Source organism: Turicibacter sp. HGF1, from assembly GCF_000191865.1.
Taxonomy (GTDB): domain Bacteria; phylum Bacillota_I; class Bacilli_A; order MOL361; family Turicibacteraceae; genus Turicibacter; species Turicibacter sanguinis.
This window is the reverse complement of the sequence record NZ_AEXQ01000097.1, coordinates 26,407-46,290: the sequence shown is the minus strand read 5'-3', so window position 1 is coordinate 46,290 and position 19,884 is coordinate 26,407. Positions and strand designations below refer to the sequence as shown.

Here is a 19,884-nt window from a genome sequence, read left to right as displayed (position 1 = left end):
CGAAAGGAGGAAATTTAGAATGGGACGTAGTTTAAAAAAGGGACCTTTCTGTGACGATCATTTAATGAAAAAAGTCGAAGCTGCTAATGCAAACGGAGACAAAAAAATCATTCAAACATGGTCACGTCGTTCAACAATTTTCCCACAGTTTGTAGGACATACAATCGCTGTTTATGATGGACGTAAACATGTTCCTGTATATGTAACAGAAGATATGGTAGGACACAAATTAGGTGAATTCGCACCAACTCGTACATATAAAGGACACATTAAAGAAGATAAAAAAACTAGACGTTAATATTGAGAGGAGGACATGGCTATGGAAGCTAAAGCTATGGCTAGAACAGTTCGCATCGCTCCTCGTAAAGCACGCTTAGTGATTGATTTAATTCGAGGAAAACAAGTTGGCGAAGCATATGCAATTTTAAAACACACTCCAAAAGCGGCATCTCCGATTGTGGAAAAAGTTTTAAAATCAGCTATCGCGAATGCTGAACACAATTTAAACTTAGATATTAATTCATTATATGTTAAAGAAGCATATGTGAATGAAGGAACAACATTAAAACGATTCCGTCCACGTGCACAAGGTCGTGCATCACAAATCAATAAAAGAACATCACATATCACTATCGTGGTTGCTGAAAGAAAATAATTAAAGGAGGGATACGAAGTGGGTCAAAAAGTTAGTCCAATTGGTTTACGTGTTGGTGTAATCCGTGACTGGGATGCTCGTTGGTATGCAAATGATAAAGACTTTGCTACTTTATTACACGAGGATTTAAAAATCCGTGATTTCATTAATAACAAATTCAAAAAAGCTTCGGTATCACGCGTTGAAATTGAACGTGCTAAAAACCGTGTTAATATTATCGTTCATACGGCTAAACCAGGTATGGTAATCGGTCGTGGTGGATCAGAAAAAGATGCAGCAGTTGCTCAATTAGAAAAAATGACAGGTAAACGTGTTTTCATCCGTATCGTTGAAATCAAACGCCCTGAAGTTGATGCTCAATTAGTTGCAAACTCTATCGCAGAACAATTAGAAAATCGTGCTTCTTTCCGTCGTGTACAAAAAGTTGCAATCCAACGCGCTATTAAATTTGGTGCAAAAGGAATTAAAACTCAAGTTTCAGGACGTTTAGGTGGAGCAGATATGGCTCGTGCTGAAGGATATAGTGAAGGAAATGTTCCTTTACATACATTACGTGCTGATATCGATTACGCTACAGCTGAAGCAGATACAACATACGGTAAATTAGGTGTTAAAGTATGGATCTATAAAGGAGAAGTATTACCTACTAAAAACCGTCAAGTAAAGGAGGGTAAATAATATGTTAGTACCTAAACGTACGAAATATCGTCGCCCTCACCGTTTGTCATATGAAGGACAAGCAAAAGGTGGAACAACAGTAGTATTCGGTGAGTACGGAATTCAAGCTACAACTGGTGCTTGGGTAACTAACCGCCAAATCGAGGCAGCTCGTATTGCCATGACTCGTTACATGAAACGTAATGGTCGTGTATGGATTAAAATCTTCCCTCATCAAGCTAAAACTGCTAAACCATTAGAAGTCCGCATGGGATCAGGTAAAGGGGCACCAGACGGATGGGTAGCAGTAGTTAAACCAGGGAAAGTTATGTTTGAAATTGGTGGAGTATCTGAAGAGATCGCTCGCGAAGCATTACGTTTAGCTTCTCATAAATTACCAGTTCAAACTAAATTCGTAAAACGTGTAGACGGTGGTGATAGTAATGAATGCTAAGGAAATCCGTAATTTAACCACTACAGAAATCGAAGCTAAAATTAACGAATTAAAAGATGAGTTATTCAACCTTCGTTTCCAATTAGCTACAGGACAATTAGAAAACACTGGTCGTATTCGTGAAGTACGTAAAGGTATTGCACGTATGAAAACGATCATTAGCGAACGCGAAAATAACAAATAATGAGCTTGAGAGGAGGTTCAATTATGGAACGTACTAAAAAAACTTTTTCTGGACGTGTAGTTTCAGATAAAACAGATAAAACAATTACAGTACTTATCGAATCTTACAAAGTACATCCTCTATACGGTAAACGAGTTAAATATTCAAAAAAATATGCAGCTCATGACGAATTAAATGAAGCACAAGTTGGAGATTTAGTTCGCATCGAAGAATGTCGTCCTATGTCAAAAACTAAAAAATTCCGTTTAGTTGAAATTGTTGAAAAAGCAGTTATTATTTAATTTTATTTATATTTAGTTTACTGGAGTCTTGAAAGGAGGTCCAATCATGATTCAACAAGAAACACGTTTAAGAGTTGCTGATAACTCTGGTGCAAAGGAATTATTAGCAATTAAAATTTTAGGTGGTTCTCACAAAAAAACTGGTAACATCGGTGATGTTATTGTTGCTACAGTTAAGTCAGCAGCGCCAGGTGGAGTTGTAAAAAAAGGTGATGTAGTTAAAGCAGTAATCGTCCGTACGAAAACTGGAGCTCGTCGTGCTGATGGATCATATATTAAATTTGATGAAAATGCAGCAGTTATTATTAAAGACGATAAATCTCCACGTGGTACTCGTATCTTCGGACCAGTAGCTCGTGAATTACGCGATAAAGAATTTATGCGTATTGTTTCATTAGCTCCAGAAGTTCTTTAATTAACACTTAATCCGTAAGATTAGGAGGTGCACATTATGCATATTAAAACTGGAGATAAAGTAGTAGTTATTTCAGGTAAAGATAAAGGTAAAGAAGGTGTTGTTCTTTCAGCTCAACCATCAACTAACAAAGTAACTGTTGAAGGTGTGAATGTTGTTAAGAAACACGTACGTCCTTCTCAAATGAACCCAGATGGTGGTATTGTTGAATTTGAAGCACCAATCCATGCATCTAACGTAATGATCGTAGATCCAAAGAGTGGAAAACCAACACGCGTAGGATTTAAATTCGTTGACGGTAAAAAAGTACGCTTCGCTAAAAAATCTGGTGAAGTTTTATAATAAAGTTTAACAACGAAGGGAGGTAAACCTACATGAATCGTTTACGTCAAAAATATGAAAATGAAATTAAAAACTCAATGGTTGAAAAATTCGGTTATAAATCAGTAATGGAAATTCCTAATATTGATAAAATCGTAATCAACATGGGTATCGGAGAAGCTGTAAGCAACTCTAAAGTATTAGATGAGGCTGTTGCTGAATTAGCGTTAATCACTGGTCAAAAACCAGTTGTTACACGTGCTAAAAAATCAATCGCTGGATTCCGTCTACGTGAAGGAATGCCAATCGGATGTAAAGTTACATTACGTGGTGAGCGTATGTATGATTTCTTAGATAAATTAGTATCAATCTCGTTACCTCGTGTACGTGACTTCCGCGGTGTTTCTAAAAAATCGTTTGATGGACGTGGAAACTATACATTAGGTGTTAAAGAACAATTAATTTTCCCTGAAATCGATTTTGATAAAGTAAGTAAAGTTCGCGGAATGGATATCGTTGTAGTTACAACTGCTAACACAGATGAAGAAGCTCGTGAGTTGTTAACTCAATTAGGGATGCCATTTCAAAAATAATTGATGAAAGGAGGCGTCAATCATGGCTAAAAAATCTATGATTATCAAACAACAGCGTAAACAAAAATTCGAAGTACGTGAATATACACGTTGCGAGCGTTGTGGTCGTCCACACTCTGTCTTACGCAAATTCAAATTATGCCGTATTTGCTTCCGTGAATTAGCATATAAAGGACAAATTCCAGGTGTTAAAAAAGCAAGCTGGTAATAAACTTAATTCTCTATAAACGGGAAGGAGGAAAAATAAATGGTAATGACAGATCCAATTGCAGATATGTTAACACGTATTCGTAACGCAAACCAAATGCGTCATGAAGTGGTTGAGATGCCAGCTTCAAAAATGAAACGTGAAGTATTAGAATTATTAAAGCGTGAAGGTTTCGTTCGCGATGTAGAATATATTGAAGATAATAAACAAGGTGTTTTACGTGTTGCTTTAAAATACGGTAAAAACAACGAACGTGTTATCACAGGATTAAAACGTATCTCTAAACCAGGTTTACGTGTATACGTTAAAAATACAGAGGTTCCTAAAGTATTAAATGGATTAGGTATCGCTATCCTTTCTACTTCTAAAGGAATCATGACTGATAAAGAAGCTCGTCAACAACAAGTTGGTGGAGAAGTATTAGCATACGTTTGGTAATAACAAAGACAGGAGGTGTACATTAATGTCTCGTATTGGTAATAAACCAGTAGCATTACCTTCTGGTGTTGAAGTAATTGTTGCTGAAAATAACTTAGTTACTGTAAAAGGACCTAAAGGGGAACTTACACGTACATTTAACTCAAACATGCAATTTAATGTTGAAGGGAACGAAGTAACTGTAGTTCGTCCTGACGATCAAAAAACTAATAAAATGTTACACGGAACAACTCGTGCTTTATTAAATAACATGGTTGTTGGTGTTTCAGAAGGATTCACTCGTGAATTAGAAATTATCGGGGTTGGATACCGTGCTCAAAAACAAGGAGAAAAACTTGTATTAAGTGCTGGATATTCTCACCCAGTAGAAATGGAAGCACCAGCAGGTGTGACTGTTGAAGTACCTAACAATACAACTGTAGTTGTTAAAGGTATCGATAAACAAGTAGTTGGAGAATTCGCAGCTAATATCCGTGCGGTACGTGCTCCAGAACCTTATAAAGGAAAAGGTATCCGTTATAAAGGTGAACAAGTACGCCGTAAAGAAGGTAAAAAAGCTAAAAAATAATTCGAAAGGGGTGGCCTGAATGATTAAGAAAGTATCACGTAATGAGTTACGTAAACAAAGACATTATCGTGTACGTGCTAAAGTTACAGGAACTGCAGAGCGCCCACGCTTAAATGTTTTCCGCTCTAGCAAACACATTTATGCGCAAATCATTGACGATGTAACTGGTACTACATTAGTTAGTGCATCAACTTTAGATAAAGATTTAAATATCGCTTCTACAGGAAATGTTGAAGCAGCTAAAGCAGTTGGAGCAGCAGTTGCAAAACGCGCTTCAGAAAAAAATATCACAGCAGTTGTTTTCGACCGTGGAGGATATATCTATCACGGACGTGTTGCAGCATTAGCTGAAGCAGCTCGTGAAAATGGATTACAATTCTAATTTAGAAGGAGGGACAAAGATGCGTCAAATCATTGACCCTAGTAACTTAACACTTGAAGAACGTGTTGTTACTATTAATCGTGTAACAAAAGTAGTTAAAGGTGGACGTCGTTTCCGTTTTGCTGCTCTAGTTGTTGTCGGTGACAAAAATGGTCACGTAGGTTTCGGTACTGGTAAAGCTCAAGAAGTACCAGAAGCAATTAAAAAAGCAGTTGAAAGTGCTAAAAAGAACTTAATCTATGTACCTATCGTTGGAACTACAATTCCTCACCAAATCACTGGTGAATTCGGTTCAGGTAGCGTATTATTAAAACCTGCTTCTGCCGGTACTGGAGTTATCGCTGGTGGACCTGTACGTAACGTATTAGAGTTAGCTGGAGTACAAGATATCCTATCAAAATCTTTAGGATCTAACACACCAATCAACATGGTGCGTGCAACAATCAACGGTTTAGAAAATTTAAAAACAGTTGAACGTGTAGCTGAATTACGCGGTAAAACTGTTGAAGAAATCTTAGGATAAGGAGGGAACTCCAATGGCTAAAGAATTACACATTACTTTAACACGTAGTGTAATCGGTCAAAATGAATCTCAACGTGCAACAGTTCAAGCTCTTGGTTTACGTAAAATGAATCAAACAGTTGTTAAAGCTGACAATGTAGCTGTTCGCGGTATGATTAATAAAGTATCTCATTTAGTGACTGTAGAAGAGAAATAATCAAAGGAGGTGACTTTCGGTGAAATTACATGAGTTAACTTATACTGAAGGGTCTCGTAAAGATAGAAAACGTATCGGTCGTGGTCACGGTTCTGGTCAAGGTAAAACTGCAGGTAAAGGACACAAAGGACAAAACGCTCGTTCAGGTGGTGGAGTTCGTATCGGATTCGAAGGTGGTCAAACTCCTTTATTCCGTCGTTTACCAAAACGTGGATTTACAAACATTAACCGTAAAGAGTACGCTATCGTTAATTTAGATCAATTAAATAAATTCGAAGACGGAACAATTGTTACTGCAGAACTTTTATTAGAAACTGGAGTAATCAAAAAATTACATTCTGGGGTTAAAGTTTTAGGACAAGGACAATTAGAGAAGAAATTAACTGTTAAAGCAGCTAAATTCTCAAAAACAGCAGAAGAACGTATTGGAGCTCTAGGTGGATCAATCGAGGTGGTATAATGGCTACTTTCAGTAAAATATGGAAGAACGCTGATTTACGAAAAAGGATTCTATTTACGTTAATGATTTTTATCGTTTATCGTTTAGGATCTTATATTCCTGTGCCAACCATCAACACTTCTGTGTTAGAAGCCTCTGCTCAAACTCCTATGCTTGGGTTTATTGATACATTAAGTGGAGGGGCATTAAAACGATTTTCATTGTTTGCAATGTCTATCTCTCCTTATATTACTGCATCAATTATTATTCAGTTGCTTCAAATGGATGTTATCCCTATTTTGTCTGAATGGGCAAAAGAAGGTGAAACTGGTAAGCGTAAGTTAAATCAATTAACACGCTATGTCACGTTAGTACTTGCCTTTGTACAAGCTATTACAATGGCAATTGGTTTCGACTTAATGTATGGAGGAGTTTTATTAGAAAGTCATTCTATTTTAACTTATCTATATATCGCTCTAACGATGACAGCAGGTACTGCTGTTATGATTTTCCTTGCTGATCAAATAACTAGCAAGGGAATTGGTAATGGTACATCAATGATTATCGTGGCAGGTATTTTATCTCGTGTTCCATATATGCTAAACGATTTATACACGAAATACTTGGTAAATATAACACTTTCAAATGTATTAGCATTTATTTCAGTGCTTGCACTATTGCTTTTAACAATTATTGCTGTTATATATTTACAAAGCGCAACTAGAAAATTACCAATTCAATATGCAAATAGACATAATTCAGCACAGTTATCAGGACGAAAAGATTCATTTATCCCATTGAAGTTAAATTCAGCAGGTGTAATTCCAGTAATCTTCTCGGTTTCATTAGTGAGTTTACCGTTAACTGTAGTATCGTTTCTTCCTGAATCAGGAGTTACGAAATGGATTACAACAATTTTTGACTACACACAACCAATTGGATTTATTTTATATGTTGTATTAATCGTTGCTTTCACTTACTTCTACGCTTTCGTACAAGTAAGTCCTGAAAAAGTGGCTGAAAACCTTAAAAAACAAGGATCTTATATTCCAGGCGTTCGTCCGGGTGCGGATACTGAAGAATATCTATCTAAAGTATTATCACGTATCACTTTTATTGGAGCTATTTATCTAGTTGTTATTGCGGGTCTACCAATCTTATTTGGCGCAATCACTGATTTACCTAGTAGTGTAGAAATTGGTGGTACTAGCTTACTGATTGTTGTAGGAGTTGCAATTGAAACTGCTAAGCAAATCCAAACAAAAACAATGGATCAAAAATATAGAGGATTCATCAAATAATCGAGGTGATATGATGAAAATCGTATTTATGGGGCCTCCAGGTGCTGGTAAAGGTACTCAAGCAGAAAAAATTATTGAAACTTATCAAATTCCACATATCTCAACTGGTGATATGTTTAGGAAAGCGATAAAAGACCAAACTGAATTAGGTATGGAAGCTAAACGTTACATGGATCAAGGTGCACTTGTACCTGACCATGTTACAATTGGTATAGTAAAGGATCGCTTGTCTGAATCAGATTGCAAGTCGGGATTCCTGTTAGATGGTTTTCCACGAACAGTAGATCAGGCAAAAGCCTTAGATGAAATACTGACTTCGCTTGATTCAAAGATTGATTATGTAATTAATATTGATGTTGATTTAAATATTCTTAAAGAGCGCTTAACAGGACGTCGTATTTGTCGTTCTTGTGGAGCAACTTATCATAAAATCTTCAATCCATCTGCAGTTGAGGGTGTTTGCGACAAATGTGGTGGCGAATTATATCAACGTAAAGATGATAATGAAGAAACGGTTGGTAATCGCTTAGATGTTTACGTTAATCAAACTAAACCATTATTAGATTATTACTCTTTAGCAGGAAATCTTGTTAATATTAATGGTCAGCAATCAATTGATCTTGTATTTGAAGAGATTCAAAACGTACTCGGAGGCAATAATTAATGATTATTTGTAAGACTCCACGCGAAATTGAAATTATGCGAGAAGCTGGGCGTATTGTTGCTTTGGCTCATCATGAGGTCCAAAAACACATTAAACCTGGCGTAACAACAAAACATTTAGATAAAATTGTTGAGGATGTTATTCGCAGTCAAGGCGCTATACCTTCTTTTAAAGGTTATCATGGATTCCCTGCAAGTATTTGTGCATCAGTTAATGATGAGCTTGTACATGGTATACCAGGAAATCGTGTACTAAAAGAAGGAGATATTATCTCAATTGACATTGGTGCAAAATATAATGGATACCACGGAGATTCAGCTTGGACTTATCCAGTTGGTAAAATCTCAGATGAAGCTCAACATTTACTTGATGTTACAAAAGAATCATTATTTATCGGTTTAGAATTTGCAAAAGCGAATAATCGTTTATCTGATATTTCTCATGCGATTCAAACGTATGTAGAATCTCATAATTATTCAATTGTTCGTGAGTATGCGGGTCATGGTGTCGGTCAAGATCTCCATGAAGATCCTTCTATTCCACATTACGGACCTCCAGGACGAGGACCAAGATTGAAAACAGGTATGACTTTAGCTATTGAACCTATGGTTAATTTTGGTGAGAGATACGTTCGTACTCTTGCTGATAATTGGACTGTAGTAACAAGAGATAAGAGTATCTGTGCTCATTTTGAACATACTGTTGTCATCACTGACGATGGATATGAAATATTAACTAAGTTATAAAGATAAGGAGGCATAATCAATGGCTAAGCAAGACGTTATTGAAGTAGAAGCTACCGTTATCGATAATTTGCCAAATGCTATGTTTAAAGTAGAATTAGAAAATGGTCATCAATTAATAGCTCACGTTTCTGGTAAAATCCGTATGAACTTCATTCGTATTTTACCAGGTGATAAAGTAACAGTAGAATTATCTCCTTATGATTTAACACGTGGGCGCATTACATATCGTCATAAATAGAGACTCCGATATAATCAAAAATGAGGAGGTTTTAATTCATGAAAGTAAGACCATCTGTAAAACCTATCTGCGATAAATGTAAAGTTATTCGCCGTAAAGGTAAAGTAATGGTAATTTGTGAAAATCCAAAACATAAACAAAAACAAGGATAAGCTTTAGGAGGTGCAATGTATGGCACGTATTGCTGGTATCGATATTCCTCGCGATAAACGCGTTGTAATTTCATTAACATACATCTACGGAATCGGTAAACCAACAGCTCAACAAATTTTAGCTGCAGCTGGTGTATCTGAAGATACACGTGTACGCGATTTAACTGAAGATGAGTTAAACCGTATTCGTACTGAAGTAGATAAATTAAAAGTAGAAGGTGACTTACGTCGTGAAATCTCATTAAACATCAAACGTTTAATGGAAATTGCGTCATTCCGTGGTGTTCGCCACCGTCGTAGCTTACCAGTACGCGGACAAAACACTAAAAATAATGCGCGTACTCGTAAAGGTCCACGTAAAACAGTTGCTAATAAGAAAAAATAGTTAGGAGGGTCATCACATGGCACGTAAACAAGTTACTCGTAAACGTCGTGTTAAAAAGAATATTGCTACAGGTGTAGCACATATCCACTCGACTTTCAATAATACAATTGTTACGATTACTGATCCTCATGGAAATGCAATCTCATGGTCAAGTGCAGGTGCATTAGGATTCAAAGGTTCTCGTAAATCAACTCCATTTGCTGCTCAAATGGCATCAGAAGCTGCTGCTAAAGCTGCAATGGATCATGGTATGAAGAGTGTAGACGTTACTGTTAAAGGACCTGGTCCTGGTCGTGAAGCTGCTATCCGTGCTTTACAAGCAGCAGGATTAGATGTAACAGCTATCAAAGACGTTACTCCAGTACCTCACAATGGTTGTCGTCCACCAAAACACCCACGTGGTTAATCAGGAAGAAATTTGAAAGTAGTACCCTACTATTAAGCGATCCTGAGGAGGGAAATCGATGTTAGAAATCGAAAAACCAAGAATTGAAGTTGAAGAATACATCAAAGATGAATTCTATGGGAAATTTGTTATTGAGCCTCTTAAACGTGGATATGGTACTACGTTAGGGAATTCCTTACGTCGAGTATTACTATCATCACTTCCTGGAGCTGCAGTAACATCTATCTCTATAGAGGGAGTTCAACATGAATTTACCGCTATCGATGGTGTAGTAGAAGATGTAACACAAATCATTTTAAATTTAAAAAACTTAATCTTATCAATTGATACAGAAGAAGTTAAAGAACTTCGTATTGATGTAGCTCGTGAAGGTGCAGTTACTGCAGCTGATATCGAGTGTGACGAAGAAGTAACTATCATCAATCCTGAATTACACATTGCTACATTATCAGCTACTGGTCGTTTACGTATGACTATGAAAGCTCGTCGTGGTAATGGATATGTAGGTGCTGATGATAACAAAAAGTTACTTGAAAGCGCAGGAGAGATCGCTATCGACTCTATCTACACACCAGTTACACGTGTATCTTATGATGTTGAAAAGACTCGTGTTGGTCAAGATGCATCTTACGATAAATTAACATTAGAAGTTTGGACAAATGGAAGTATTAATCCACAAGAGGCTATCTCTGTAGCATCTAAAATCTTAGTTGAACACTTCAGTATTTTAGTTAACTTAAATGAAGCAGGGCAACTTGCATCATTTATCGTTGAACGTGAAGATGAAGAGAAAAACAAAGTATTAGAAATGCCAATTGAAGAGTTAGACTTATCAGTTCGCTCTTATAACTGTTTACGTCGTGCTGGAATCAATACAGTAGAAGAATTAGCTCGTCATTCTGAAGAAGATATGATGAAAGTTCGTAACTTAGGTAAAAAATCATTAAAAGAAGTTAAGGATAAACTTGACGAATTAGGATTAAGCTTAGGTTGCACTAAATAGATAATCTATTTTTTATAAATGTTATATTCCATTTTTTCAATGGAAGGAGGAATTTTAAGTGGCTTACAGAAAATTAGGACGTCTTAGTCATCAACGTAAAGCAATGTTACGTGATTTATCAACTGATTTAATTATCAATGAACGTATCGTTACAACTGAGGCTCGCGCTAAAGAATTACGTTCAGTAGTTGAAAAATTAATTACTTTAGGTAAACGCGGAGACTTACATGCTCGTCGTCAAGCAGCTGCATATGTACGTGCAGAAATCGCTAACGATGAAACTGGAGCAACTGCAGTTCAAAAATTATTCTCTGATATCGCACCTCGTTACGCTGAGCGTAATGGTGGATACACTCGTATCTTAAAAGTTGGACCTCGTCGTGGGGATGCAGCTGATATGGTAGTTATCGAGTTAGTATAATTTTAAAAACCTTAAAACTATCTTTGATATGTTTTAAGGTTTTTTTTTGTTTAAAGAAACATACTAATTCTGTACGGTGATTATGATTGTTTTAATGATAATATTAGGATGTTTTTTTAAAAATGAACCGATTTTGTTGGAAAAATGTGTTAGTTTATTCTTTTAATTTACAAGGAAAGATTTATATTTTTTGTAAGTATGATATAATAAAAATGTTGTAAAAAGGAGGCCGACAGTTTGATTAATACAGTAGAAGATTTTACTTTTTTAAATCTGGTATTAGTGGGATTAGATGTTTATTTTGTATGGTTAATTATCTATTATGTTTTAAGATTAATTAAATCAAATGTACGTGCCGTTCAAATTTTAAAGGGTGTCATTTTGATTTATATCATTGACATCATCAGTCAAGTTTTTGATCTCTATACATTAAATTCACTTATAGGGAATGTTATTGACTGGGGCCTACTTGCAATTATAATCGTTTTCCAACCTGAGATTCGTAGTGGTCTTGAACAAATCGGCCGTAATAGCACTTTAAATAGGGAAAAAAATATTTTAGGTGATCGGGACATTGTTAGTATATTAACTAATTCAGTGGAATTTTTAGCTAAACGTCGCATTGGGGCATTAATAGTCATTGAAAGAGGGGTCAAATTAGATGAGTTTATTACCCCATCTACTATTGTTGATGGAGAGATATCTCAAGAACTTTTAACAACTATTTTCGTACCTACTACACCATTACATGATGGAGCTGTTATGATTCGCGATGGTAAATTATACTGTGCCGGAGCTTATTTACCGTCTACAAGACGTGAGGATATAAATAAGGCATTTGGTACACGTCATAGAGCAGCTATTGGAATTAGTGAAATTTCTGATAGTATTACTTTAGTTGTTTCAGAAGAAACAGGAAGATTCTCTATTGCATATAAGGGAGAACTAAAGGTTTATGATCAAGTAGATTTATTCTCAAGGGATTTAAAACAGTATCTAAGTTAGAATGAAATGGTAAGGGCGGTGTCACAATGAAAAACCCATTTTTTAAAAAATCAGCTAAAGCAAACAAAAATCAGAAACCTGACGTTGATTCAAATGAAATTGCTCGTCAGATTGCAATTGAAACAGTAAAAGATACTGAAAAGTTTTTTCAGAAAATTTCTTCGTTCTTCAAGAATATATGGAGATTTTTAACTACTCCTAGTTTGATTTTAGGTATTTTAAAGGTTAATAATCTTGATCATTTTTATGAGAGTTTTTTAAGAAATGAGAAGTTAACTAAAATTTTAGCTTTAATCGTTGCCATTATTGTTGCTGCAAGTACTAGATATGCACCAAGTGTTACTGAAAGGTATTCAGTAGATATTAATAGTTATCCACTTGTTTCATATTATGATAAAGAGCGGATGGTAATTGAAGGACTTCCTGACACTGTTGATGTTACGTTAATAGGGGATAAGAGTCAGGTTGATATTGCTAAAACAAAAGGTAGTTTTGAAATTTATGCAGATTTAACAGATTTACCTCCTGGTACGCATAAAGTTAATTTAGCTTATAGTAAATTAGGGGATAAATTAGATGTTAAAATTGATCCAAGTACAATCGTTGTTACGATTATGGCGTTAACAGAGACTGATAAAAAAGTTCAGGCAGATTTTGTTAATTTAGATCAGATTGATGAAATGTATGTTTTAAGTGAACCTCAATTGGCACTAGATACTGTAAAAATAAAAGGTCCTCAAACAGTAGTTGACCAAGTGGCAAGTGTTAAGGCAATTATTGATGTTTCAGATTTAACAAAATTAGCTGACTATGAAGCTCCTGTTTTTGCTTATGATAAACTAGGTAATAAACTAGATGTAGAAATTAAACCAGACAAGTTATCAGCAACTGTCCAAGTGACAAGTCCGAGTAAAGTAGTACCAGTAGAGGCAATTGTAACTGGGAATGCACCAGATGGGTATAGTGTTAGTGGATTGACTTTAACGCCATCCGAGGTTAAATTATATGGTGAAGCTTCTCAACTTGAAACTTTCGAGAAATTACAAATTCAGGTTGACTTGTATCAATTGGATGAGAATAATGAGTTGATTGTTAAATTAGATAAGCCGGAAAATATTCATAAAATGGATGCCGACACAATTAAAGTAAAGGTGACGTTTGAGGAAACACAAACGAAGGTATTAGAAGATGTTTCAGTAGACTTTAAAAACTTAGATGCTAACTATCGTATTAAAGCAAAAACTTTAGAGGATGCGATGTTAGATGTTACGTTAAAAGGGTCAACGACAAAGTTGAATTCTATATCAAGTGATGATATAAAAATATATATCGATCTTATGGGATATGGTGTTGGTGAATATGAAGTGCCAATTACTATTGAAGCTCCAACTGGTGTGTTAGTTGAGTCTAATAAGTCTAAGGTTAATGTCATAATTACAGAATAAAAGTGAGGTTATTATATATGGGAAAATACTTTGGAACAGATGGAATTCGAGGAGTAGCAAATACTGAGCTAACTCCAGAATTCGCATTAAAATTAGGACGTATTTTAGGACATCATTTAAAGGAAAAAAATACTCGTCCTAAGGTTTTAATCGGGCGCGATACTCGTATTTCTGGTGAATTATTAGAAAGTGCCTTAATTGCAGGTCTAGTGTCATCTGGTGCTGATGTATTAACGCTTGGTGTGATTACCACTCCAGGAGTAGCTTACTTAACAAAAAATTTAGATGTTGATGCGGGAGTTATGATTTCTGCTTCTCATAATCCAGTTCAAGATAATGGAATTAAAATTTTTAGCCATAGTGGATATAAATTAAGTGACCAAGAAGAAGAAGAAATCGAAGCTTTAATTGATTCAAGTGATGAACTACCACGTCCAATTGCTGGTGAAATCGGACGTGTTGAAGATTTCCAAATGGGATCTCAAAAATATGTGAACTTTATTAAAGGAACTGTTGGTCAAAAATTAACGGGATTAAAGATTGTATTAGATTGTGCGAATGGAGCAAGTTCAGCATTAGCACCTCAATTATTTGCTGATTTAGATGCTGATATTGTAACTGTATCATCTAATCCAGATGGAATTAATATTAATCATAATTGTGGTTCAACTCATCCGGAAAACTTAGCAAAAGAAGTCGTGAAGCATGAAGCACATTTAGGATTTGCTTTTGATGGAGACTGTGATCGTTTAATTGCGGTTGATCATAATGGAAACATTATTGATGGTGATTACATTATGTTTATCGTTGGTCGCTATTTAAATGAAAAAGGATTATTAAAACAAGGAACAGTCGTTTCAACTGTTATGAGTAACTTAGGATTCTATAATGCTGTTGAAGCTAATGGATTACATAGTGTCCAAACGAAAGTTGGAGATCGTTATGTTCTAGAGGAAATGTTGAAAAATGATTACAACTTCGGTGGAGAACAATCAGGACATTTAATCTTCTTAGATTATGGAACAACTGGAGATGGAATGTTAAGTGCAGTTCAATTAGCTAAAATTATCGTTGAAAAAGGTCAATCACTTGCTGATTTAGCTAAAGAAATGCCTAAGTATCCTCAGTTATTAAAAAATCTTCGTGTTGAAGATAAAAATGCCATGATGACCAATGAGGCTATTTTAGCTGTGATTGCTGAAGTAGAGGCAGAAATGAATGGTAAAGGCCGCGTCTTAGTTCGTCCTTCAGGAACGGAACCATTAGTTCGTGTTATGGTTGAAGCTGAAACAGAAGAGTTATGTGAAAGCTATGTAGAGCGTATCTTAGCTATTGTAGAAAAAGAATTGAAATAGTAGTTAAAAAGGAGTGATTTATCACTCCTTTTTATGTTTTTTTAGGTATAAATATAAAATAGCATTTTAAAATCATTAGCATATGATATAATGGAAATGTTGCTTTCATAGTGGGAAGGAGGGTAGCAAGGGTAGAAAGAAGATCTATTCATATTAAGCGCCAGAGCTGTGTTTTAGGGTAGGAGCAGCTGACGAGGTGAAGGTTAATCGATTTTTCGGCGGATGCCTTCCGGCTGGATATCTCAGTCGTAGTCTTCAAACAAAACTAAGAGGTAACTCTTACGACAAAATTGAAGAAAAAGATAAATAGAAAGCAGCTCTAACTAAATTATATTAAATAAGGAGTTGTGAATTTTTATGTGTGGAATCGTTGGATATATTGGTGGGCAAGACGTTAAAGATATTTTATTAAATGGGTTAGAAAAATTAGAGTATCGTGGATATGATTCAGCAGGAATTGCAGTTGTGAACGAGGCAGGAGTTCATATTTTTAAAGATAAGGGACGTATTGCACATTTACGTACAGTCGTTGACGAAACAGTTTTATCAACAGTAGGAATTGGGCATACACGTTGGGCAACTCATGGAGCACCAAATCAACGTAATTCTCATCCTCATCAATCAAGCACTGGTCGTTTCACAGTTGTGCATAACGGTGTGATTGAAAATGAATTAGAATTACGTAAAGAGTATTTACCAAACTACAACTTTATTTCAGATACTGATACTGAAGTGATTGTTGCCTTAATCGAAAAATTTGTTTTAGAAAAAGAAGATGTTGAGTTAGCGATTCGCCACGTGATGAGTATTTTACACGGATCTTACGCTTTAGGAGTCATCGATGCACAGAATCCTGAAGTATTATATGCTGCTAAAAACAAGTCGCCAATGTTAATTGGGTTGGGTGAAGGATTCAATATGATTGGATCTGATGCAATGGCAATGTTACAGTGTACAAATCAATTCGTTGAAATTGAAGATGAAGAATTTATTAAATTAACTCGTGAAGAGGTTACCATTTATAACTTATTAGGAGTTAAAATTAAACGTGATCCATTCACAGCAGAACTTGATGCATCTGACATCGAAAAAGGAACATATCCTCATTACATGTTAAAAGAAATTGATGAGCAACCCTATGTTATTCGACGTATTGTTGAACAATATTTCGAGGATGGAGAAATTAAAATTGATCCAGAAATCGTCAAAGCTGTCAGTGAAGCAGATCGATTATATATTGTGGCTGCTGGGACAAGTATGCATGCTGGTTTCGTAGGAAAGCAAATGTTTGAACAATTAGCGGCGATTCCAACTGAAGTTCATATTTCATCTGAATTTGTTTATAATACGCCAGTTATCAGTCAAAATCCTTTATTCATCTTTATTTCTCAATCAGGAGAAACAGCAGATAGCCGTGCTGTATTAGTTAAAATTAAACAATTAGGATATAAATCATTAACCATTACAAATGTACCGGGATCAACTTTATCTCGTGAAGCAGACCATACTTTATTATTATATGCAGGTCCTGAAATTGCAGTTGCTTCAACAAAAGCATATACCGCTCAAGTAGCCGTTCAAGCGATCTTAGCTGCTCGTGTAGGAGAAAATCATAATTTAGATTTATCACGTGAATTAGCCATTGTTGCAAATGTCATGGAAAGTATTACAGATGATAAAGAGCAATTCGCTGATATTGCAAAAGATTACTTAACAGCTCGTAACTGCTTCTATATTGGTCGTCATGTTGATTACTATGTCGCACTTGAAGCGTCATTAAAATTAAAAGAAATTTCTTATATTCAAACGGAAGGATTCGCAGCAGGAGAATTAAAACACGGAACGATTGCTTTAATTGAAAAAGGGACTCCTGTTATTGCGATTGTCTCTCAAGAGTCTGTTAACTTAAATACACGTTCAAATGTGAAAGAAGTTAAAGCTCGTGGAGCAAATACAGTTGTCATCTCATTAAAATCATTAAGTTCTGAAACTGACCAAATTGTGATTGATGACGTACATCCATTACTAACACCATTAGTAACCGTTGTGCCAACACAATTAATTTCTTATTATGCGGCATTACAACGCGGATTTGATATCGATAAACCACGTAACTTAGCGAAATCTGTAACAGTTGAATAAAATGAATACTCCCCTAATGGGGAGTATTTTTTTGAGTTATAATAGTTGCAAATACATCCTAATGGTGATAGGATAGGTAGGGTATAAAATTTTTGACATGCGGTGAGATCATGAACGAGTCAATTGGTAAATCAATGTCTATTATTTATAGATATCGTCAGATTCTAATTAATCATAAATTGAAGCCTTATGATTTAGGATATGGACAATACATCTTTTTAATAAATATAGAACGTAATTTAGGAATTAGTCAAAAAGAGCTAACTAAATTAGTAATGATTGATAAGGCAACAACAGCAAAAGCTTTAAAAAAGTTAGAGGAAAATGATTATATTTATCGCGTTTGTAATTCAAATGATCGACGATATAATCAATTATATTTAACTGAGAAGGCACATGAATTGATGCCAGTGATAATTAAGGTTTTAGAAGAAATTACAGATGAGTTAGTTGAAGGCTTAACCGATGAGGAATGTGAACAATTTTCAGCTATCTCTGACAAAATTTTATGTAATGCTATTTCTGCTGTTGAAGATTTAAGAAATGAAAAATAGCTATAAGGTTATTTTTTATTTAAATTAGTTGCAGATACACTGTATTTAAGGAGGAGTTAAAATGAATAAACCAAATGTTTTGGGAGAAGAGAAGGTTTCTAAGTTGCTAATTCAATTCTCTGTTCCAGCGATTATTGGGATGATGGTTAATACCTTGTATAATATTGTTGACCGGATGTATATTGGAAATATTCCTGAGGTTGGAGGGCTAGCTTTAACTGGGGTCGGAATTACGATGCCAATTATGACGATTATTATGGCGTTTGGGATGCTAGTTGGCCTTGGAACAAGTGCTCGTATTTCATTAAAGTTAGGGCAGCATAAAAGAGATGAGGCGCAGCACCATTTAGGGAATGCTTTCGTTTTAATATTAATTTTAAGTTTGTTAATAACAGTTGTCGGTCTCTTATTTATGGACCCGATTTTATCAATGTTTGGGGCAAGTGCTGATACAGAGATTTATGCTTCACAATATATGCAAATTATCTTTATCGGGACAATCTTTAATATGATGAGTTTTGGATTAAATCACTCGATTCGTAGTGATGGTAATCCAAAAATTGCAATGTTATCAATGTTAATTGGGGCAGGTATTAATATTTTATTAGATCCTATTTTTATTTTCGTATTAGGACTTGGTGTACGAGGAGCAGCTATTGCGACTGTTTTATCTCAGATTGCATCATCGATTTGGATTTTATATTATTTCACTAAAGGTAAAAGTAATATTAAAATTACACGTCAAAGTATGAAGTTAGATAAGGTAATTATTCTTAGTATTTTCTCGATTGGAATGAGTCCATTTGCGATGCAAATCGCACAAAGTATTGTCCAAGTTATTTCAAATAACTCACTAAAAATGTATGGTGGAGATTTAGCAATTGGTGCTATGGCCATTGTAAGTAGTATCTCGTTAATCTTTACGATGCCATTATTCGGTCTAAATCAAGGTTCACAGCCAATTATCGGGTTTAATTATGGTGCAAAAAAATACCATCGTGTTAAACAAGCTGTAACGTACGCAGTTATTGTTGCAACAATTATCGTGACGTTTGGATGGATTGTGATTCAGACGTATCCAGAAGCGTTAATTCGTTTGTTTAGTAATGATGCAAGTTTATCAGAGATGGCAACAGGTGGATTGAAAATCTTCTTATTCATGTTACCAGTGCTCGGATTCCAAATCATTAGTTCAAACTTCTATTTATCAATTGGTAAAGCAAAAGTTTCGATGTTTTTAAGTTTATTGAGACAAGTGATTTTATTAATTCCTTGTTTACTTATCTTGCCTCATATCGGTGGTTTAGGATTAACGGGTGTTTGGTTAGCAGGGCCAGTAGCTGATGGATTAGCATCTTTAATTACAGGAATCATTTTCTTCCGCTCGGTACGTGGCTTAAAAGAAGCTAAAGAACCGCAATTGGAGGTAACTCATCCAGAGAAAATTATGCAGGCATAATATTTCGATTGATTTTGAACGCTTAAATAGTCTAAGATAGATGTAAGGAGGCGTTAGTGATGAGTAAACTGTTGATTAAAGTTGAAAATATGAGCTGTCAACATTGTGTGAAATCTATTCACGATGCTGTGGCAGGAATTACTGGTGTTAAAGAAGTAAAAATTGATTTGAAGACTAAGCTAGTTCAAATTGATTATGATGAAAAGTTTATTAGTCAGTTTATTTTGATTGAAAAAATAGAAGATCAAGGTTTTAATATCCAATTATAGTAAAAGAAGTGTGCAAATGCACACT

32 protein-coding genes are annotated in these 19,884 nt (G+C 35.2%); all 32 read left to right on the top strand.

The window, feature by feature from the left end; all coding sequences use genetic code 11:
- Positions 1-19 precede the first annotated feature (19 nt).
- The 32 genes from rpsS to HMPREF9402_RS09565 all read left to right on the top strand — a co-directional run bounded on the left by rpsS (position 20) and on the right by HMPREF9402_RS09565 (position 19,859).
- Positions 20-298 carry a 30S ribosomal protein S19 gene (rpsS, locus tag HMPREF9402_RS09720; RefSeq protein WP_006784434.1) on the top strand — a complete coding sequence of 93 codons (279 nt, stop codon included), beginning with the start codon at positions 20-22 and terminating at the stop codon, positions 296-298.
- 21 nt (positions 299-319) lie between these two features.
- Positions 320-655 carry a 50S ribosomal protein L22 gene (rplV, locus tag HMPREF9402_RS09715; RefSeq protein WP_006784435.1) on the top strand — a complete coding sequence of 112 codons (336 nt, stop codon included), beginning with the start codon at positions 320-322 and terminating at the stop codon, positions 653-655.
- Between the two features lie 18 nt (positions 656-673).
- Positions 674-1,333, top strand: coding sequence for a 30S ribosomal protein S3 (rpsC, locus tag HMPREF9402_RS09710; protein WP_006784436.1), 660 nt, complete (start codon positions 674-676; stop codon positions 1,331-1,333).
- 1 nt (position 1,334) lies between these two features.
- A complete protein-coding gene (gene rplP / locus HMPREF9402_RS09705) occupies positions 1,335-1,766 on the top strand; it encodes a 50S ribosomal protein L16 (RefSeq protein ID WP_006784437.1) in 432 nt (143 codons plus the stop codon).
- Complete coding sequence (gene rpmC, locus HMPREF9402_RS09700) at positions 1,756-1,950, top strand: 50S ribosomal protein L29 (RefSeq protein ID WP_006784438.1); 195 nt, start codon at positions 1,756-1,758, stop codon at positions 1,948-1,950. Before rplP ends, rpmC begins: the two co-directional genes overlap by 11 nt.
- 23 nt (positions 1,951-1,973) lie before the next feature.
- Positions 1,974-2,231 carry a 30S ribosomal protein S17 gene (gene rpsQ / locus HMPREF9402_RS09695; protein ID WP_006784439.1) on the top strand — a complete coding sequence of 86 codons (258 nt, stop codon included), beginning with the start codon at positions 1,974-1,976 and terminating at the stop codon, positions 2,229-2,231.
- Between the two features lie 46 nt (positions 2,232-2,277).
- Positions 2,278-2,646, top strand: a complete 369-nt coding sequence (rplN, locus tag HMPREF9402_RS09690; protein ID WP_006784440.1) for a 50S ribosomal protein L14 — start codon at positions 2,278-2,280, stop codon at positions 2,644-2,646.
- Between the two features lie 36 nt (positions 2,647-2,682).
- A complete protein-coding gene (gene rplX, locus HMPREF9402_RS09685; RefSeq protein ID WP_006784441.1) occupies positions 2,683-2,988 on the top strand; it encodes a 50S ribosomal protein L24 in 306 nt (101 codons plus the stop codon).
- Between the two features lie 32 nt (positions 2,989-3,020).
- Positions 3,021-3,560 carry a 50S ribosomal protein L5 gene (gene rplE, locus HMPREF9402_RS09680; protein ID WP_006784442.1) on the top strand — a complete coding sequence of 180 codons (540 nt, stop codon included), beginning with the start codon at positions 3,021-3,023 and terminating at the stop codon, positions 3,558-3,560.
- 22 nt (positions 3,561-3,582) lie between these two features.
- Positions 3,583-3,768, top strand: a complete 186-nt coding sequence (locus HMPREF9402_RS09675; RefSeq protein WP_006784443.1) for a type Z 30S ribosomal protein S14 — start codon at positions 3,583-3,585, stop codon at positions 3,766-3,768.
- A 39-nt stretch (positions 3,769-3,807) separates the two neighbouring features.
- Entirely contained in the window at positions 3,808-4,206 is a 399-nt protein-coding gene (rpsH, locus tag HMPREF9402_RS09670; protein WP_006784444.1) for a 30S ribosomal protein S8, read from the top strand.
- A gap of 25 nt (positions 4,207-4,231) precedes the next feature.
- The gene (gene rplF, locus HMPREF9402_RS09665) at positions 4,232-4,774 is read left to right on the top strand and encodes a 50S ribosomal protein L6 (RefSeq protein ID WP_006784445.1); all 543 of its coding nucleotides are present in this window, start codon (positions 4,232-4,234) and stop codon (positions 4,772-4,774) included.
- Positions 4,775-4,793: 19 nt separating this feature from the next.
- Positions 4,794-5,156 (top strand): 50S ribosomal protein L18, encoded by a 363-nt coding sequence (rplR, locus tag HMPREF9402_RS09660; RefSeq protein ID WP_006784446.1) that lies wholly within the window; start codon positions 4,794-4,796, stop codon positions 5,154-5,156.
- A gap of 19 nt (positions 5,157-5,175) precedes the next feature.
- The gene (gene rpsE, locus HMPREF9402_RS09655; RefSeq protein WP_006784447.1) at positions 5,176-5,679 is read left to right on the top strand and encodes a 30S ribosomal protein S5; all 504 of its coding nucleotides are present in this window, start codon (positions 5,176-5,178) and stop codon (positions 5,677-5,679) included.
- A gap of 13 nt (positions 5,680-5,692) precedes the next feature.
- Positions 5,693-5,875 (top strand): 50S ribosomal protein L30, encoded by a 183-nt coding sequence (rpmD, locus tag HMPREF9402_RS09650; RefSeq protein ID WP_006784448.1) that lies wholly within the window; start codon positions 5,693-5,695, stop codon positions 5,873-5,875.
- A gap of 19 nt (positions 5,876-5,894) precedes the next feature.
- Positions 5,895-6,335: a 50S ribosomal protein L15 gene (rplO, locus tag HMPREF9402_RS09645; RefSeq protein ID WP_006784449.1), complete on the top strand. Its 441-nt coding sequence runs from the start codon at positions 5,895-5,897 to the stop codon at positions 6,333-6,335.
- Positions 6,335-7,615 (top strand): preprotein translocase subunit SecY, encoded by a 1,281-nt coding sequence (gene secY / locus HMPREF9402_RS09640; protein ID WP_006784450.1) that lies wholly within the window; start codon positions 6,335-6,337, stop codon positions 7,613-7,615. The genes rplO and secY overlap by 1 nt, the downstream gene beginning before the upstream one ends.
- Before the next feature lie 13 nt (positions 7,616-7,628).
- The gene (locus HMPREF9402_RS09635) at positions 7,629-8,279 is read left to right on the top strand and encodes an adenylate kinase (protein WP_006784451.1); all 651 of its coding nucleotides are present in this window, start codon (positions 7,629-7,631) and stop codon (positions 8,277-8,279) included.
- On the top strand, positions 8,279-9,025 hold the full coding sequence (gene map, locus HMPREF9402_RS09630; RefSeq protein ID WP_006784452.1) for a type I methionyl aminopeptidase: 747 nt from the start codon (positions 8,279-8,281) through the stop codon (positions 9,023-9,025). Before HMPREF9402_RS09635 ends, map begins: the two co-directional genes overlap by 1 nt.
- A 19-nt stretch (positions 9,026-9,044) precedes the next feature.
- On the top strand, positions 9,045-9,263 hold the full coding sequence (infA, locus tag HMPREF9402_RS09625) for a translation initiation factor IF-1 (protein ID WP_006784453.1): 219 nt from the start codon (positions 9,045-9,047) through the stop codon (positions 9,261-9,263).
- A gap of 38 nt (positions 9,264-9,301) precedes the next feature.
- Positions 9,302-9,415, top strand: coding sequence for a 50S ribosomal protein L36 (gene rpmJ / locus HMPREF9402_RS09620; protein ID WP_006784454.1), 114 nt, complete (start codon positions 9,302-9,304; stop codon positions 9,413-9,415).
- Positions 9,416-9,434: 19 nt separating this feature from the next.
- The gene (gene rpsM, locus HMPREF9402_RS09615; protein ID WP_006784455.1) at positions 9,435-9,800 is read left to right on the top strand and encodes a 30S ribosomal protein S13; all 366 of its coding nucleotides are present in this window, start codon (positions 9,435-9,437) and stop codon (positions 9,798-9,800) included.
- Between the two features lie 16 nt (positions 9,801-9,816).
- Positions 9,817-10,206 (top strand): 30S ribosomal protein S11, encoded by a 390-nt coding sequence (gene rpsK / locus HMPREF9402_RS09610; RefSeq protein ID WP_006784456.1) that lies wholly within the window; start codon positions 9,817-9,819, stop codon positions 10,204-10,206.
- A 58-nt stretch (positions 10,207-10,264) separates the two neighbouring features.
- Positions 10,265-11,209: a DNA-directed RNA polymerase subunit alpha gene (locus HMPREF9402_RS09605; RefSeq protein ID WP_006784457.1), complete on the top strand. Its 945-nt coding sequence runs from the start codon at positions 10,265-10,267 to the stop codon at positions 11,207-11,209.
- A gap of 58 nt (positions 11,210-11,267) precedes the next feature.
- Complete coding sequence (rplQ, locus tag HMPREF9402_RS09600; RefSeq protein WP_006784458.1) at positions 11,268-11,630, top strand: 50S ribosomal protein L17; 363 nt, start codon at positions 11,268-11,270, stop codon at positions 11,628-11,630.
- Between the two features lie 237 nt (positions 11,631-11,867).
- Positions 11,868-12,635, top strand: coding sequence for a diadenylate cyclase CdaA (gene cdaA, locus HMPREF9402_RS09595; RefSeq protein ID WP_006784459.1), 768 nt, complete (start codon positions 11,868-11,870; stop codon positions 12,633-12,635).
- 26 nt (positions 12,636-12,661) lie between these two features.
- On the top strand, positions 12,662-14,080 hold the full coding sequence (locus HMPREF9402_RS09590) for a CdaR family protein (RefSeq protein ID WP_006784460.1): 1,419 nt from the start codon (positions 12,662-12,664) through the stop codon (positions 14,078-14,080).
- Between the two features lie 17 nt (positions 14,081-14,097).
- Positions 14,098-15,435 (top strand): phosphoglucosamine mutase, encoded by a 1,338-nt coding sequence (gene glmM, locus HMPREF9402_RS09585; protein ID WP_009607240.1) that lies wholly within the window; start codon positions 14,098-14,100, stop codon positions 15,433-15,435.
- 357 nt (positions 15,436-15,792) lie between these two features.
- Entirely contained in the window at positions 15,793-17,577 is a 1,785-nt protein-coding gene (gene glmS, locus HMPREF9402_RS09580) for a glutamine--fructose-6-phosphate transaminase (isomerizing) (protein ID WP_009607239.1), read from the top strand.
- 110 nt (positions 17,578-17,687) lie between these two features.
- Positions 17,688-18,131, top strand: a complete 444-nt coding sequence (locus HMPREF9402_RS09575) for a MarR family winged helix-turn-helix transcriptional regulator (RefSeq protein ID WP_006784464.1) — start codon at positions 17,688-17,690, stop codon at positions 18,129-18,131.
- A 61-nt stretch (positions 18,132-18,192) separates the two neighbouring features.
- A complete protein-coding gene (locus HMPREF9402_RS09570) occupies positions 18,193-19,590 on the top strand; it encodes an MATE family efflux transporter (protein WP_006784465.1) in 1,398 nt (465 codons plus the stop codon).
- Positions 19,591-19,649: 59 nt separating this feature from the next.
- The gene (locus HMPREF9402_RS09565; RefSeq protein WP_006784466.1) at positions 19,650-19,859 is read left to right on the top strand and encodes a heavy-metal-associated domain-containing protein; all 210 of its coding nucleotides are present in this window, start codon (positions 19,650-19,652) and stop codon (positions 19,857-19,859) included.
- Positions 19,860-19,884 lie beyond the last annotated feature (25 nt).

What these genes read in the sequence shown, in the direction of transcription:
- secY (WP_006784450.1), top strand. Translation starts at nt 6,335, where the DNA reads ATGGCTACTTTCAGTAAAATATGGAAGAACGCTGATTTACGAAAAAGG.
- rplN (WP_006784440.1), top strand. Translation starts at nt 2,278, where the DNA reads ATGATTCAACAAGAAACACGTTTAAGAGTTGCTGATAACTCTGGTGCA.
- map (WP_006784452.1), top strand. Translation starts at nt 8,279, where the DNA reads ATGATTATTTGTAAGACTCCACGCGAAATTGAAATTATGCGAGAAGCT.
- glmS (WP_009607239.1), top strand. Translation starts at nt 15,793, where the DNA reads ATGTGTGGAATCGTTGGATATATTGGTGGGCAAGACGTTAAAGATATT.
- rplR (WP_006784446.1), top strand. Translation starts at nt 4,794, where the DNA reads ATGATTAAGAAAGTATCACGTAATGAGTTACGTAAACAAAGACATTAT.
- rplX (WP_006784441.1), top strand. Translation starts at nt 2,683, where the DNA reads ATGCATATTAAAACTGGAGATAAAGTAGTAGTTATTTCAGGTAAAGAT.
- HMPREF9402_RS09635 (WP_006784451.1), top strand. Translation starts at nt 7,629, where the DNA reads ATGAAAATCGTATTTATGGGGCCTCCAGGTGCTGGTAAAGGTACTCAA.
- rpsM (WP_006784455.1), top strand. Translation starts at nt 9,435, where the DNA reads ATGGCACGTATTGCTGGTATCGATATTCCTCGCGATAAACGCGTTGTA.
- HMPREF9402_RS09675 (WP_006784443.1), top strand. Translation starts at nt 3,583, where the DNA reads ATGGCTAAAAAATCTATGATTATCAAACAACAGCGTAAACAAAAATTC.
- rpsS (WP_006784434.1), top strand. Translation starts at nt 20, where the DNA reads ATGGGACGTAGTTTAAAAAAGGGACCTTTCTGTGACGATCATTTAATG.
- glmM (WP_009607240.1), top strand. Translation starts at nt 14,098, where the DNA reads ATGGGAAAATACTTTGGAACAGATGGAATTCGAGGAGTAGCAAATACT.
- rpmC (WP_006784438.1), top strand. Translation starts at nt 1,756, where the DNA reads ATGAATGCTAAGGAAATCCGTAATTTAACCACTACAGAAATCGAAGCT.
- rpsE (WP_006784447.1), top strand. Translation starts at nt 5,176, where the DNA reads ATGCGTCAAATCATTGACCCTAGTAACTTAACACTTGAAGAACGTGTT.
- HMPREF9402_RS09565 (WP_006784466.1), top strand. Translation starts at nt 19,650, where the DNA reads ATGAGTAAACTGTTGATTAAAGTTGAAAATATGAGCTGTCAACATTGT.
- HMPREF9402_RS09590 (WP_006784460.1), top strand. Translation starts at nt 12,662, where the DNA reads ATGAAAAACCCATTTTTTAAAAAATCAGCTAAAGCAAACAAAAATCAG.
- rpmD (WP_006784448.1), top strand. Translation starts at nt 5,693, where the DNA reads ATGGCTAAAGAATTACACATTACTTTAACACGTAGTGTAATCGGTCAA.
- rplE (WP_006784442.1), top strand. Translation starts at nt 3,021, where the DNA reads ATGAATCGTTTACGTCAAAAATATGAAAATGAAATTAAAAACTCAATG.
- rpsH (WP_006784444.1), top strand. Translation starts at nt 3,808, where the DNA reads ATGGTAATGACAGATCCAATTGCAGATATGTTAACACGTATTCGTAAC.
- rplF (WP_006784445.1), top strand. Translation starts at nt 4,232, where the DNA reads ATGTCTCGTATTGGTAATAAACCAGTAGCATTACCTTCTGGTGTTGAA.
- rpsQ (WP_006784439.1), top strand. Translation starts at nt 1,974, where the DNA reads ATGGAACGTACTAAAAAAACTTTTTCTGGACGTGTAGTTTCAGATAAA.
- infA (WP_006784453.1), top strand. Translation starts at nt 9,045, where the DNA reads ATGGCTAAGCAAGACGTTATTGAAGTAGAAGCTACCGTTATCGATAAT.
- rplP (WP_006784437.1), top strand. Translation starts at nt 1,335, where the DNA reads ATGTTAGTACCTAAACGTACGAAATATCGTCGCCCTCACCGTTTGTCA.
- rplV (WP_006784435.1), top strand. Translation starts at nt 320, where the DNA reads ATGGAAGCTAAAGCTATGGCTAGAACAGTTCGCATCGCTCCTCGTAAA.
- HMPREF9402_RS09605 (WP_006784457.1), top strand. Translation starts at nt 10,265, where the DNA reads ATGTTAGAAATCGAAAAACCAAGAATTGAAGTTGAAGAATACATCAAA.
- rpmJ (WP_006784454.1), top strand. Translation starts at nt 9,302, where the DNA reads ATGAAAGTAAGACCATCTGTAAAACCTATCTGCGATAAATGTAAAGTT.
- HMPREF9402_RS09570 (WP_006784465.1), top strand. Translation starts at nt 18,193, where the DNA reads ATGAATAAACCAAATGTTTTGGGAGAAGAGAAGGTTTCTAAGTTGCTA.
- rpsK (WP_006784456.1), top strand. Translation starts at nt 9,817, where the DNA reads ATGGCACGTAAACAAGTTACTCGTAAACGTCGTGTTAAAAAGAATATT.
- HMPREF9402_RS09575 (WP_006784464.1), top strand. Translation starts at nt 17,688, where the DNA reads ATGAACGAGTCAATTGGTAAATCAATGTCTATTATTTATAGATATCGT.